The sequence below is a fragment of the Arthrobacter sp. StoSoilB5 genome, from assembly GCF_019977235.1.
In the GTDB taxonomy this organism is placed as follows: Bacteria; Actinomycetota; Actinomycetes; order Actinomycetales; family Micrococcaceae; genus Arthrobacter.
Genome location: NZ_AP024646.1, coordinates 472,996 through 486,693, shown reverse-complemented (window position 1 = coordinate 486,693; position 13,698 = coordinate 472,996). Strand labels below are relative to the sequence as shown.

Here is a 13,698-nt window from a genome sequence, read left to right as displayed (position 1 = left end):
CTCTCCCTCTCACTCAACGTCGTCATATACAGAATCTCTCACGCAGACTTGTCGCGTATGTCCGTGATGATGCCTGAGAAGTCACGTCCGGCACCCTCCCCGGCCGCGAAGGCATCGTAGATACGTGAAGCAAGCGGCCCCATTTCCGCAGCAACGCCGGTGCTTTCCAAGGCATTGACGGCCAGCCTCAGGTCCTTGGCCATCAGCGCCCCGGCAAAGCCTGGCTGGTAGTCGCGGTTTGCCGGGCTGGTGGGCACGGGACCGGGAACCGGACAGTTGGTGGTCAGTGCCCAGCACTGGCCGGAAGCGTTGGAAGCGACGTCGAAGAGTGCCTGATGCGTGAGTCCAAGTTTCTCCCCGAGCACGAAGGCCTCGGCAACAGCAATCATGGACACGCCCAGGATCATGTTGTTGCAGACCTTGGCTGCTTGCCCGGCACCGTGATCGCCGCAGTGAACGATCCTCTTGCCCATGAGTTCCAGGATGGGTTTGACGGTCTCGAAATCCTCCGGCAAGGCCCCCACCATAAAGGTCAAGGTGGCGGCTTCGGCGCCCACTACACCGCCGGAAACCGGGGCATCCACTGAACGATGGCCCGCTTCCACAGCAATGACGGCGGCCTCCCGGGCCTCGTCAACGTTGATGGTGGAGCAATCCAGGAACAGGGTATTCGGCCCTGCAACAGACAGCAGCCCGGGCCCGTCAACCCCGCGGTACGCGTCCAACACGTGCTTGCCGCTGGGCAACATGGTCAACACCACGGCTGCGCCGTCCACGGCTTCCTGGGCCGTGGATGCCATGGGAATACCGTGAGCCTTGGCGGCCTCGACGGCGGCTGGCACGGGGTCATAACCGATCACGTCGTGTCCGGCTTTGATCAGGTTGGCCGCCATGGGTCCGCCCATATGGCCGAGTCCGAGGAAAGCGATGAGTCCCGTTGCCGATGCTGCGTTCTCTGTCATGTCGTCTCCTTCAACTGGCTAACAAACTGGCTGGACAGGCGGGTGGACAAGATGGGTCACGTGGCGTCAGCGCCCAAGGCGGCGAGGCCCAACTCGCGCTCACCGAGCGAGGCAAAGTAGCCCTCGACGTCGGACTCGTGCACGTCAGCCAAAGTGGGAGGCTTCCATTGCGGGTTCCGGTCCTTGTCCACTACCTGGGCGCGGATCCCCTCCCGGAAATCGGGCCCGGCCAGGCAGCGCAGTCCCACCCGGTACTCCTGGTCCAGCGCTTCCTCCAGCGACATCCCCCGCACGCGCCGCAAGGACTCCAAAGTGACCTTCACGGAGGTAGGCGACTTCGAATCAATCGTGTCGGCCGCGGCAACTGCCTCCGCCCCGAGGGAACGCAAACTCCGCACAATTTCCTCCGCATCGTCATAGGCGTATGCGGCATCGATCCACTCCCGCTGGCCCGCCAGGGCCGAGTCCGGCGCCGCTTGGGCAAAACGCTCGACGGCGGCCTCCGCCGTCGAGCTTTCCAACGCCTCTGCCAGCGCGGGGAGGTTTTCGGACGGCACGAAGTGGTCCGCGAGTCCAAGGAACAAGGCATCCGCCCCGGAGAGATGGGCGCCCGTCAGTGCCGCATGGGTTCCCGTCTCCCCCGGCGAGCGGGACAGCAAAAAGGTGCCGCCGACGTCGGGCACGAATCCAATGGTGGTCTCGGGCATGCCGGTGCGCGTCCGCTCAGTGACTACGCGGAACGAGCCGTGCGCCGAAATCCCCACGCCGCCACCCAGCACCAGCCCATCCATGAAAGCGACATAAGGCTTTGGATACCGGGCAATGAGTGAGTTCAGCCGGTACTCGTCGGCCCAAAACTCTGCCGTTTCCTGACCGCCATGCAACATGTCCTTGTAGATGGCCACGATGTCCCCGCCGGCACACAGCCCACGGTCGCCGGCGCCGCGTACCAGGATGGTTGCCACGGCGTCGTCGTCAGCCCAGGCAGCCAACTGCTGGAGCATGGCTTTCACCATTCCCGCGCTGAGGGCGTTGACTGCCCGGGGCCGGTTGAGCGTCACGATGCCAAGATGACCGCGGCGCTCGAAGAGAACTTCGTCCGCGTCCACGGCCTCCATCAGCTGCCTGCCGGCATGATGAAGCTGGCGCCCTGGCGAATGCCGGAAGGCCACCGCGACGTCACCGTCTTGGTCTTGGTGTAGAAGCGGAAGGCGTCGGCGCCGTGCTGGTTGAGGTCGCCGAACCCGGAGGCCTTCCAGCCGCCGAACGTGTAGTACGCGATCGGCACGGGAATGGGCACGTTGATGCCCACCATGCCGACCTCGACGCGGCTGGCGAAGTCGCGGGCGGAGTCGCCGTCGCGGGTGAAAATTGCGACGCCGTTGCCAAACTCGTGCTCGCTGCAGAGCCTTAGCGCTTCGTCGTAGTCAGCCGCGCGCAGCACGCTGAGGACGGGACCGAAGATCTCTTCCTTGTAGATCTTCATGTCCTTCGTGACGTTGTCGAAGAGCGTGGGACCAACCCAGAAGCCGCCATCGTAACCGTCCACTGTGAGCCCACGGCCGTCGGTGACCAGGGTGGCGCCTTCGTCCACGCCGGACTGGATGTAACCCTCGATCCGTTCCTTTGCGGACTGCGCTACGACAGGTCCAAAATCCGAGTCCTTGTCCAGGCTGTGGCCCACCTTGAGGTCCTTGACGCGCTCGGTCAGCTTTGCCACCAGGGCATCCGCGGTCTCCTGGCCAACGGGCACCGCCACGGAGATGGCCATGCAGCGCTCGCCGGCGGAACCGTACCCGGCACCAATCAGGGCGTCGGCAGCCATGTCCAGATCGGCGTCGGGCATGATCACCATGTGGTTCTTCGCGCCGCCGAAGCACTGCGCGCGCTTGCCGTGCGCAGCCGCGGTGGCGTAAATGTACTGGGCGATCGGCGTGGAACCAACGAATCCAATGGCCTTGACCCGAGGGTCCTCAAGGAGGGCGTCGACGGCCTCCTTGTCACCGTTGATCACGTTGAAGACGCCGTTGGGAACACCGGCCTCGCTGTACAGCTCGGCGAGCCGCAGCGGAACGGAGGGATCCCGCTCGGACGGCTTGAGGATGAACGCGTTACCGGCTGCGAGCGCGGGGCCCGACTTCCATAGCGGGATCATGGCGGGGAAGTTGAAAGGCGTGATGCCCGCGACTACGCCCAGCGGTTGGCGCAATGAGTGAACGTCAATGCCCTGCCCAGCGTTGTCCGAGAATTCACCCTTGAGCAGGTGCGGTGCCCCTGCCGAGAATTCAACTACCTCGATCCCCCGCTGGATGTCACCCTTGGCATCGGCAAGCGTCTTGCCGTGTTCGGAGGACAGCAGCTTGGCGAGTTCGTCAATGTTCTCGTTCACCAGGTCCACAAACTTGAGCAGGATGCGTCCCCGGCGTTGCGGGTTCATCGCCGCCCATTCGAGTTGGCCCTTTTCGGCGTTTGCGACGGCGTTGCGGACCTCGTCCGCGCTGGCCAGCGGAAGCCGCGCCTGCACTTCACCCGTGCAGGGATCGTAGACATCGCTGAAGCGGCCGGACGTGCCTTCGATCCTCTGGCCGTCTACGTAATGTGAAAGCTCGCGCACCATGATGGAATGCTCCTTTGCATCGTGAATGACTACCGTGGCGCTGGGTTGCAGTAATCGGCAGGAACGCCTCAGCGACTGTGATCCGGGTCATCTCTGAATCGAATATACTCGGACTTCCTACTAATTTCCAGAGGGCGTTTTCCGGTCCCTGCTCAACAACATGCAGAAGCTAGTGCACTTCTTTGAGTCCCTTGTAGGCTTCCAAGGCATCCTGCCTGGTGGTCTTGAGATCCACGATCTCCTCCGGATACTCGGGTGTGCCGAACTCCTGGATCCACTGGGCAATGTATTTTCCCCGGGGATCGAACTTGATGCGTTGGGCCTCCGGATTGAAGATCCTGAAGAACGGGGAAGCGTCTGCCCCCGAGCCCGCCACCCACTGCCAGTTCGCCGGGTTGGACGCCGGGTCAGCGTCCACCAAGGTGTCCCAGAACCACTGCTCGCCGAGTTGCCAATGAATGCCCAGGTTCTTCACAAGGAAGCTGGCCGCGACCATGCGCACCCGGTTGTGCATCCACCCCGTCTGCCAGAGTTGCCGCTGTCCTGCGTCCACCAAGGGAAAACCGGTGCGGCCCAACTGCCAGGCGCGGAGTTCCGCGGCCGCAGTCTCGTGACCAGCGTGAGCCTTCGCGGGGCGGGAGCCGGAGCCATCCGGCCAAGCCCACGGGAATCGGTCAAATTCCTTACGCAGGTTCGCTGTGGCCAGATCCGGGTTATGGAAGTACTGGTGCCAACAGAATTCGCGCCAGCCGAGTTCGGAGGCGAAAATACTTGTGCTTTCCGATCTATTGGAAGCCAGGGCATGCCACACCTCGAACGGGCTGAGCTCACCCCAACGCAGGTATGGCGAAAGGCAACTGCTGCCATCGACGTCCGGGCGATTACGGCCTTCGCTGTAGTTTGTGAGTCCGTCAGTCACGAATTTATTGAGCCGCTGGTGCCCTGCAGCCGATCCCGGCGTCCATGCCTCCACCAACCCTGCGGACCAGTCCGGGTTGGTGGGCAACAGGTGCCAGGATTCCAACGAATCGCAGCCGGGCAGTTCGCCCGCGTAGCCGTGGCCATGAGCCGGTACAGCCAAAGGATCCCGGAAGTCCTGCGATGAAACAGTCCGCCAAAAAGGGGTGAAAACCTTGTACTGCCCGCCGGTCTTGGTGGTGACTTCCCACGGCTCATGAAGCAGGGACGCCTGAAAGCTCTCTACATGCATGCCGGCCCCACGCGCCCACGCTTTGATCCCGGCGTCGACCGTCCGCTCCGCCGGACCGTACCGGCGGTTCCAGAACAACGCGCCGGCGCCGATCGCCGTCGTGATTTCCTGAACAACCGGGCCGGCCGGTCCTCGACGCAGCAGAAGCGGTACTCCGATGGCCGCGAGATCGTCCCGCAGCGCCGTCAAAGAGTAGTGAAGCCACCACCGCGCGGCACCGCCGTGGGGCCGGACACCGCGCGATTCTTCGTCCAGTACGTAAAGGGCCACCGCCCCGCCGTCATCGACGGCGGCATGCAAGGCTGGGTTGTCCCGGACCCTTAGGTCGTCGCGGAACCAGACGACGGACGGCTTCACTTATTACCTGCTTCCTCGGAGGGGGCTACCCCAAGGAAGGTACCGAGTCTTCATCTAGTTGGGGCATTGCTGGGGCGCTGGTCTCTGTACCAGTCCAGACGGGAACACTGTTCATCACGTAATCCCTGGCTGCAGGGCCAACCATGTTCAAGCCGGGGTAGATGCGTTGGCCGTGATCTTTCCTGGCGCGCAATCCTTCAAGTTCAAGGGCGGTCCTGAAAGCGGAATCAGGAACGGGCACTTTGCGTCCCAGGACGCACCAACTGATGTAGAGGCCGTAGAGGGTGTCGAAATCCAGCCCCTTCTCGGTGTCGTCGTCAAACACCACACAGTCACTCAGAAAACTACTGATTTGGGTGTCGGTCATTGCGGGGCCTCCGGTGGCGGAAGAAAAAACGGGCCGCCGGGCTGCATCAGCGAATGTCCTGTTCACCCACTATAGCCCTCCTGAAGTTCGTCCGTACCGGCAGGTAGGTTAACTCTGGATTGCATTTGATGTGGCGCGGCCGCCAAACGAGCGTTCAGGCTCTGGTGCCAACCGCAGCATCGGCGTAGCTTCGGATACGTCCACACATACGGCTGCACCCCGGACTTCAGGCGGGCCAGGCAACGGTTTGTGAGGGCATTGTTCCGCGCTGATTGACTGTTCCGCGCTGATTGACTGTTCCGCGCTGATTGGAGGCACAGACGTGGCTGGATGGAATGCCGATACTGCAGCCGGGCCCCTTGGCTCAGGCACGGTCACTCTGGTTGAGGGCTCGTCCTTCTGCATCTCTGCCGCCAACGGAGACATCCGTCCCGATCTACCGCAGGGTGTCTTCCATATGGACACCCGGATCCTGTCCAAATGGGAATTGACGGTCAACGGACAACCGCTTGAACCACTTGCCGCAGAGACCAAGGAGCCTTACCGTGCGCTCTTTGCCTGCCGGGTGCCCCGGCCCGATGGATACGCGGACAGTCCGCTGCTGGTGGAGCGGCTGCGTGAGGTGGGCGCCGGAATCCTGGAGACGATCACAGTCCGGAATTACTCCACCAATGCAGCGGATTGCCGGATCCTGCTGACGGTCGAGTCTGATTTCGCGGACCTCTTTGAAGTGAAGGAAGCCCGGATTACCCGCCAATGGACCGAGACCCGGCTGCCTGAAGGGGATTCCCTGGAAATTCGCGGTAGGTGGGAGGGTTATCGAAAAAGCGTTGTGATCCAGGCAGACGGTGCAGGCGCAGGGGCAAAGGCCTTGGGCTTCAGGACCACGATTCCACCATTCGGGCAATGGAGCACCCGCGTGAGCGTTTTGCCAACTGCTGATGGGACCCAAGCACCTTTCGCCCATCCGTCACGCGGCGAAATGTCCGCCAGCGACAGGCGCCGGCAGGAGTGGGTGGACAAGATCCCGGTCGTGCAGATGGGCAATCGATCCATCGAGCGGACCCTGCGGCGCAGCTACGAGGACCTCGGCGCCCTCAGGATCCAGGACCCGGACCATCCGGACAGGGTGGTGGTGGCCGCCGGCGCTCCATGGTTCATGACGTTGTTCGGCCGCGACTCCCTCTGGGCATCCGAGATGGCGTTGCCCGTTGACCCCTCCCTCGCTTTGGGGACGCTCCGGACGTTGGCCGATCTCCAAGGAACAGTAGTGGATGCGGTGAGCGAGGAAGAACCGGGCAAGATCCTGCATGAGGTGAGGCTCGACGTCTCCAGCGGCCTGGCTCTCGGCGGAAAGTCCGCTTACTACGGCAGCGTTGATGCAACACCGCTCTTCGTGGTTGTCCTGGGATCGGTCAGCCGTTGGGGATTTTCCAAGGACACCATCGCCGCCCTCCTGCCCAACGCCGACCGCGCCCTTGAGTGGATCCGCGATTACGGCGACCGGGATGGCGACGGCTTTGTTGAGTACGGTCGTCCCAATGCCCACGGGCTCATCAACCAAGGATGGAAGGACTCCTGGGACGGCATCAACTTTGCCGATGGCACCCTGGCGGAACCGCCCTTGGCGCTGTGCGAAGTCCAGGCGTACGTGCACGGCGCCTATACCTCCCGGGCCTGGATGGCGTACGACGCCGGCGACCTCACTTTGGCTGCGGAGTTCCAAGAACGCGCGGACCGCCTCAAGCAGAAGTTCAACGAAGAGTTTTGGCTTCCGGACAAGGGCTATTATGCCGTCGCGTTGGACCGAGACAAGCGGCCTGTGGACGCGTGCGCCTCGAACATGGGCCACTGCTTGTGGTTTGGCTTGGTGGATGAGGACAAGGCCCCCTCTATGGTGGAGCACCTGATGTCCCCCGAGATGTTCAGTGGTTGGGGAGTCCGGACGTTGGCAAGCAACATGGGCGCCTACAACCCGGCCAGCTACCACAATGGCTCAGTCTGGCCTCACGACAATGCGTTGATTGTCCAAGGGCTGCTGCGGTACGGCTTTGTGGACGAAGCACAACGGATTGCCACAGCTTTGCTGGAAGCGGCCGAGTATTCAGGCGGCCGGCTCCCGGAACTCTTCTGTGGCTTCGACCGGAAACAGTTCAGCGAACCGGTTCCCTATCCAACCGCCTGCTCACCGCAAGCATGGGCTGCCACAACGCCCATTCAACTGGTCACGGGTCTCATGCGCTACGACGCCCACATTTCGTTGGGCGGCGTCTGGCTGGACCCCGTTTTGCCGCCGTCCTTCGGAGACCTCCACATCGGCAACGCCCCCATGGGAAGTGGCCGCATCACGATCGACGTTGTCGGCTCGAAGCCCACGGTCCATGGCCTGCCGAACGGGCTGACCTTCCACCACGCGCAGCGGCCCTGGCTCACGGAGCTACTGGAAGAGGCGCACCTTCCGAGCCCGGAAACCTGAGCCCGGAAAGGAAAAGCCGCCCGGAAAAGCACCTTTGAGTGGGTACTTTCCCGGGCGGCGACACCAACTGGCTGACGACGTCAACCAGGTTAGTGCGGTGGTCGCAGGCCCTACTGGATGGCGGCTTTGAGCTCCTTGGCGGCAAGCTCCGGATCTTCGGCGCTGTAAATGGCGCTGCCGGCCACGGCTACGTCTGCACCAGCCAGCTGCACTGCCGCGATGGTGGAGGCGTTGACGCCGCCTGCGACGGAGAACGGTACGCGGGCTTCCTCGCCGGCGTTAAGGAGGCCGCGCAGGTCGTAGCCAGGCTGGGCTTGCTCGTCCAGGCCTGCGTGGAACTCGATGAACTTGGCCCCGAGGGCCCGGGCTTCCTTTGCACGGGTGACCTTGTCGGCAACACCGATCAGGTCCACAACGATGCCCTTGTTGTGCGACTGTGCCGCCTTGACCGCACCCGCAATGGTGGAGTCGTCAGCCGTTCCGAGCACCGAGACCAGATCGGCTCCCGCTTTGAAGGCGATGTCGGCTTCGAGTTCTCCGGCGTCCATGGTCTTCATGTCGGCGAAGACGATCTTGGTGGGGTGTGCTTCCTTGATGGCGGTCACTGCTGAGAGGCCCTCGGCCTTGATGAGCGGCGTGCCCAGCTCGATGATGTCAACGTGCTCGGCTACCTTGCCGGCCAGTTCCAGGGCGGCCTCGGTGGTGAGGAGGTCCAGTGCGACTTGAAGTTTCATGGTTTTCTTACTTTCCTTGTGGGTTGTCGGTGTTGGTGAGTTGGAATCGAGCCAAAGAAATTGGCTACTTGGTTGGGCTTATTCGAGGTTGGCGTGACGCAACCAGAGCTGCTCAGCGGGTTCGTCCGCGGCGTCCCAAAGAGTCTGGAAAACCGACTCGGTGGCAAGGAACAGCGCCTGCTCGAACAGGCTGCCGGAGTACTGGCGCGAAATGTTGGAACCGTGGTCCGTCTTTTGGGCGGCCGGGACAACCACCACGACGTCGGCCAGCCCGGCCAACGGCGAGGACGGGTTGGTGGTGATGGCGGCAACCTGTGCACCTGCTTCAAGCGCGGTTTGCGCAGCCTTGACCACACCGGAGGTCGTACCTGAACCGGACGCGACCACCAGCAAATCGCCGGAACTGATGGCGGGCGTGGTGGTGTCACCTGCCACGTGGACAGTCAGGCCGAGGTGCATCAGGCGCATGGCCGCCATCCGGAGGACCAGGCCGCTGCGTCCAGCTCCGGCGAGGAACACACGCCCGGCCCCACTGATCCTGTCCGCAAGATGGGCCAACTGAGCGTACTCAATCCCAGAAGTAGTGTCAGCGACTTCGCCGAGGATCAGGGACACATTGTTGGCTACGTCCGTGCTCGTGGCAGTTGCTGTTTCTGCGGTGACGTTCACATTCACTCCTTCGTGTATAGGGTGCTCGAGCCTTTCGGGCCTGCAATCAAGTCTCCCGGTCAGTTCGGGTAGGTGGAACGCTGAAAAAGAGCAGTTGCTACCACCCTTTTGGGTAGTACACGCGGCCTACTTCGTTTAGGCTTGGGAGCATGTCCGAGCCCACCGTCATCCCCTGGCAGCTTTTAAATGCCATCGCAGACATCACCCAGGCACCTCTCATGCGTATAGCGGACAGCCTGCGAACAGCCCTGCTGCCCTACGTCAAGTCCAGTGCCTTGGTCATCTTCACCGAGGACTGCACTGGCCGCCCCCAGAAGAAGGCAGGCGAGGAAAGCATTGTCAGCAGGGTCTCCATCCCGGAGTTGGATAAGGTACGGGCCGCGATTCCGGACGAGGGTCCATGGCGCGCCAAAGCTACCGTCGCCGGGGAGGAACGGGATGTCCTGGCTTTGGCGTACGCACCCAGCAATGCGCTGTTGGTCTTGACTGATCCCGGAGTTGGACAGGACAGCGAATCCCTGCGCGTCCTCTCCTACCTTTGGCGGCTCACCGCGGCACGTATCCAGGAGAAGGTCTCTGATGCGCCGCCGTCGTATCTGTTGGAGTCCCGTGCCGCATCAGCGGAGCGGATCCGGGTGACGGCCGAGCTGGTGGACCAGCACTCCACCACGCTGGAAACCGTGCTCGCCGCGCTGCGGTCCAACAGCATGGACGATCACGCAACCCGTGCTTTCGTAACCGACATGACTGCCAAGGCGCTGATCGGCCTGAGAACCCTTAACGACCGCACAAGCGATCTCGTGGAGGAACCAGTCAGCACGGCGTTCGAGCGGCTTCGCGTGGACCTCCGGCCGCTAATGCACTTCAGCAACATCGACATCCAGTTCATTGAACCGCCTGCGAATGGCAGGGCATTGCCAGGAGAAGTAGCCCACGCTGCCCGTGCCGTGGTCCGGGGCCTGGTGCTCGCAATAGCCGAGCAACCTGATGTGCACCGTGTCCGGGCCCAGTGGGACTGCGATGGTGAAAACCTGCTTATCAACGTCCGGGACGATGGCCGGGGCGAGCTGTCCCCCGATTCCCCCAACATCGAACGGTTGCGCCAACGGGTGCAGGCCGTGGATGGCAGGATGAGCGTAGATGTCATGCAGGGCTGGGGAGCAGATATCTCTGTGGTGCTGCCGCTGGATCCACCATCGGCACCCGCTGGTGATGTCTCAGCGTGGGGCCTTGCCGCAAGAGAACTGGAAGTCCTTCAATTGCTGGCCGCCGGCCAGCGTAACCGGGCCATCGCCGCTGAACTCAATGTCAGCGAAAATACTGTGAAATTTCATATCCGGAACCTCTTCCGGAAGCTGGACGTCCGGTCCCGCACTGAGGCCATTGCGTTGGCACACAGTGCGGGACTCCGGTAGTCGCTTGCTTTTCAGCCAGGGCAGCTGGAAGCGGCTAGGCGTCGATCACCAAATCGGTCTGCGCGGTGGAGCAGCAGGGCAGGAACTTCCCGGCCTCGATTTCCCGTGCGCGGATTCCGCCCTGGTGGTTCATCTCGACCTCCCCGGAAAGCTTGACCACCTTGCACGAGCCACACATGCCTTCCTTGCAGTTCGCGCCGATCCGAACGCCTGCACGCTGCGCCACCCCGAGGATGTGTTCGCTGGGGTCGATGCGAACATTGATGCCGGTGCGCATGAAGGACAGTGTGAGGCTTCCCGTCCCCACCGTGTCGAAGGTCGAGGCATCGGGTGCTTCGGCCTCCGGCGCCGGCCCCGAACCGCCGTCGGGTGCCTCGGAACCGGGCGCGTCCGGGTCGACGGTTTCCAGCGGCAGGCCCGTGGCCTGCAGGGTTCCCTCCGCGTCGTAGCCAGGCTCGTAGAGTCCGAAGGCGGTGGGCTGGCTTTCGTAGTAGTCCTCGGCGGAATCGGCGATTTCCTCAGCGATTTCCTCTGCGATGTCTGCCGCAAGCGCGAGCTCCGCCTGGTATTCAAGGAGCGTCTGGCGATCACCCGAGAAGAATTCCATGTAGATGGAAGTGTCGTCGACGCCAACTTTGCCCAGGAGCTCGGTGGCTGTGTTCAGGTAACCCTCGGGGCCGCAGGCATAGACCTGGCGGCCGTTGGCATCCGGGGCAACCTCGTCCAGCATGGCTGCCGTCAACCTTCCACTGAGCCCTTCCCATCCCTCGGGTTTGCTGCGGTCACCCAGGGAGTAGAAGACCTTGACGCGAGAGTCCACGGAGGCGATGTAGGCCAACTCCTTGTGGAAGGCAAAGCCTCCGGCCTCCGCTCCGTGATAGAGCACCACAACATCGGCATGCCCGGGCAGGGAATGGATGGTCCGCAGCATGGACATGATGGGGGTGATGCCGGCGCCGGCGGCCAAGAAGAGGTACCGCGCCCGCCGGTCGGCATCGGGCAAGTGGAATGCGCCCACCGGTCCGAGCATCTCGAGCACAGTCCCGGGTTTGACGTTCTCGTGCACCCACGGTGAGACGAGTCCTGTGGCGTCGCGTTTGACGCTGATGCTGAAGGTCCAAGGCTCGGTTGGGGAACTGGACAGCGAATAGCTGCGGTCCACCGGTTCCTGGTCCTGGCCGTTCACGGGAAAAGCGACGTTTACATACTGGCCCGCACGGAACGCCAGGGGCGCACCGTCGCAGCGGCGGAACACGAAGGTCATCAAGCCGCCCGCCTCGGGAACGGTCTCCACACATTCGGCCATGAACTCCTGTGGATGCCAGGGGCCCAGTGCACGTGCAGCACGAGCGGGTGCCTCGGTGCTGCCCATGACCCTGTTCCATGGCATCTCAAGACCGCGAATGCGCTGTGGCTCTTGGTGGATTGCCGTCTCAGTGAGGAGTTCAATCATGCCAAGTGCTCCTGGACCCGCTGCACGTACCAGTTGATGAACGCCTCTACCTGGTACTCGCTCTTCATGTACGGGCCGGGCTCGTAGGCCGGGCTGCCGGCACCCTGCTGGCACAACTCCACGAACGCCTTGTCCTGCAGGTTCGTCTGCTTCCAGGTGTAGGTGAGTTTGTCGAGGTCGTAGTCAACGCCTTCCACGGCGTCATCAGCTACCAGCCAGGTGGTGCGGACCAGGGACTGGTGCTCATTGATCGGGAAGACACCAAACGTGATCACGTGGTCGCCCAGGAAGTGGAACCAGCTGTTGGGTTGCAGGTGCATCGAGCAGCGGCCAAGGCGGAAGTCCGGCAGGTCGCCGAGCAGCTTCTTGGAGAGCCTGCGCCCATCGGCCGAGAACGATTCGCCTTCGCCGTCCAGGGATTCGCGGGAAATGCGGATACCGGCAATACGGGTGTCCAGCTCCTCGACCACCTCGTAGGGCAGGCCGTAGCGGCGGCAACGCTCCTCGAGGGAGGACTGGGCTTCCTTGTTGCGGTCCCACACTTCTTCGAGATGGGCCGGGATCAGGCCCTCCGTCAGGCCCCAGGTGGGAAAGAGGGAACAGGCAAGCTCCGGGTGTCCGTCGCAGTGGTAGCACTCACGGTTGTTCTCCATGACGAGCTTCCAGTTGCCCTCCTCGATGATGTTCTGCTGGTAGGCGACCTTCGTCTTCGACAGATCATGGGGCGCGAGGTACGGCTCGAAGATCTTTGAGGTTTCGTCGAAGTCGGTTGGCGGTTCGTCGGCAATGCAGACGAAGATGAGTCCGGCGACCATGCGGCTGTGGGCACGCTTGAGGGCGAAGCAGTTCTTGTCGAATTTGGCTTCGCCGGGAGCGGAGGCGTGGATCAGGTTGCCCTCGGGGGAATAGGTCCAGGAGTGGTAGCCGCATACGAGGTTTCCGGTGGAACCGGCAGCTTCGGTCAGGACGCGGGCACCGCGGTGGCGGCACACGTTGTGCAGGACGTTAACGTCGCCATCGTCGTTGCGCAGGACGATCAGGGAGTAGGGCCCGTAATCGACGGTGACGTAGTCTCCCGGCTCCGGCAGCTCGGCCACGCTGGCGGCAAAGATCCAGTGCTGGCCAAAAATGGCTTCCATGTCGATCTTGAAAATCGTCGGGTCTGTGTAGAAGGGGGCATCGAGGGAGTAGCCCGTACGACGGAAGTCGAACAACCCGGCGATTTCCGCCAGCTGCTCAGCAGGCAATGATGAAGCGAGTTTTCCGCGTGATTTCAGGGGCAAGTTCACTGGAGCAGTCATGGGTTTCCTCCCGGGAGGCTGGATGAGTGTGCATTTTGTGGAGACCGCTGGTGCGTCATCGCGACCGGCGTTATCGAAGTCTTCGTAGTACGAGATTAGGGACGAATGAACTGCAACAAAAGCGCAATATTTAGGAG

11 protein-coding genes are annotated in these 13,698 nt (G+C 62.6%); 2 read left to right on the top strand and 9 right to left on the bottom strand.

Annotated elements, in window-relative coordinates; genetic code table 11:
• Positions 1-38 precede the first annotated feature (38 nt).
• The 5 genes from mmsB to LDN75_RS02365 all read right to left on the bottom strand — a co-directional run bounded on the left by mmsB (position 39) and on the right by LDN75_RS02365 (position 5,513).
• Positions 39-962 carry a 3-hydroxyisobutyrate dehydrogenase gene (mmsB, locus tag LDN75_RS02385; protein WP_223935599.1) on the bottom strand — a complete coding sequence of 308 codons (924 nt, stop codon included), beginning with the start codon at positions 960-962 and terminating at the stop codon, positions 39-41.
• 56 nt (positions 963-1,018) lie between these two features.
• A complete protein-coding gene (locus tag LDN75_RS02380; RefSeq protein ID WP_223935598.1) occupies positions 1,019-2,080 on the bottom strand; it encodes an enoyl-CoA hydratase/isomerase family protein in 1,062 nt (353 codons plus the stop codon).
• Positions 2,080-3,579 (bottom strand): CoA-acylating methylmalonate-semialdehyde dehydrogenase, encoded by a 1,500-nt coding sequence (locus tag LDN75_RS02375; RefSeq protein WP_223935597.1) that lies wholly within the window; start codon positions 3,577-3,579, stop codon positions 2,080-2,082. The genes LDN75_RS02380 and LDN75_RS02375 overlap by 1 nt, the downstream gene beginning before the upstream one ends.
• A 169-nt stretch (positions 3,580-3,748) precedes the next feature.
• Positions 3,749-5,146, bottom strand: a complete 1,398-nt coding sequence (locus tag LDN75_RS02370; protein WP_223935596.1) for a deoxyribodipyrimidine photo-lyase — start codon at positions 5,144-5,146, stop codon at positions 3,749-3,751.
• Positions 5,147-5,171: 25 nt separating this feature from the next.
• Positions 5,172-5,513 carry a hypothetical protein gene (locus tag LDN75_RS02365; RefSeq protein ID WP_223935595.1) on the bottom strand — a complete coding sequence of 114 codons (342 nt, stop codon included), beginning with the start codon at positions 5,511-5,513 and terminating at the stop codon, positions 5,172-5,174.
• A 322-nt stretch (positions 5,514-5,835) separates the two neighbouring features.
• On the opposite strand from LDN75_RS02365, the gene LDN75_RS02360 reads away from it, so the two are divergent.
• Positions 5,836-7,989 carry a glycogen debranching N-terminal domain-containing protein gene (locus tag LDN75_RS02360; protein WP_223935594.1) on the top strand — a complete coding sequence of 718 codons (2,154 nt, stop codon included), beginning with the start codon at positions 5,836-5,838 and terminating at the stop codon, positions 7,987-7,989.
• 110 nt (positions 7,990-8,099) lie between these two features.
• Here the strand turns inward: LDN75_RS02360 and hxlA are convergent, their stop codons facing one another.
• Together hxlA and hxlB are read right to left on the bottom strand one after the other, a co-directional pair.
• Positions 8,100-8,723 (bottom strand): 3-hexulose-6-phosphate synthase, encoded by a 624-nt coding sequence (hxlA, locus tag LDN75_RS02355; RefSeq protein ID WP_223935593.1) that lies wholly within the window; start codon positions 8,721-8,723, stop codon positions 8,100-8,102.
• A 78-nt stretch (positions 8,724-8,801) separates the two neighbouring features.
• The gene (gene hxlB / locus LDN75_RS02350) at positions 8,802-9,392 is read right to left on the bottom strand and encodes a 6-phospho-3-hexuloisomerase (protein ID WP_223935592.1); all 591 of its coding nucleotides are present in this window, start codon (positions 9,390-9,392) and stop codon (positions 8,802-8,804) included.
• Positions 9,393-9,541: 149 nt separating this feature from the next.
• Between hxlB and LDN75_RS02345 the strand changes: the two genes are divergently transcribed.
• Positions 9,542-10,807, top strand: a complete 1,266-nt coding sequence (locus tag LDN75_RS02345) for a LuxR C-terminal-related transcriptional regulator (RefSeq protein ID WP_223935591.1) — start codon at positions 9,542-9,544, stop codon at positions 10,805-10,807.
• 34 nt (positions 10,808-10,841) lie between these two features.
• Here LDN75_RS02345 and LDN75_RS02340 read toward each other — a convergent pair whose 3' ends face one another.
• Positions 10,842-12,260 (bottom strand): ferredoxin reductase, encoded by a 1,419-nt coding sequence (locus LDN75_RS02340; RefSeq protein ID WP_223935590.1) that lies wholly within the window; start codon positions 12,258-12,260, stop codon positions 10,842-10,844.
• Positions 12,257-13,561 (bottom strand): aromatic ring-hydroxylating dioxygenase subunit alpha, encoded by a 1,305-nt coding sequence (locus LDN75_RS02335; protein WP_223935589.1) that lies wholly within the window; start codon positions 13,559-13,561, stop codon positions 12,257-12,259. Before LDN75_RS02335 ends, LDN75_RS02340 begins: the two co-directional genes overlap by 4 nt.
• Positions 13,562-13,698: the final 137 nt, after the last annotated feature.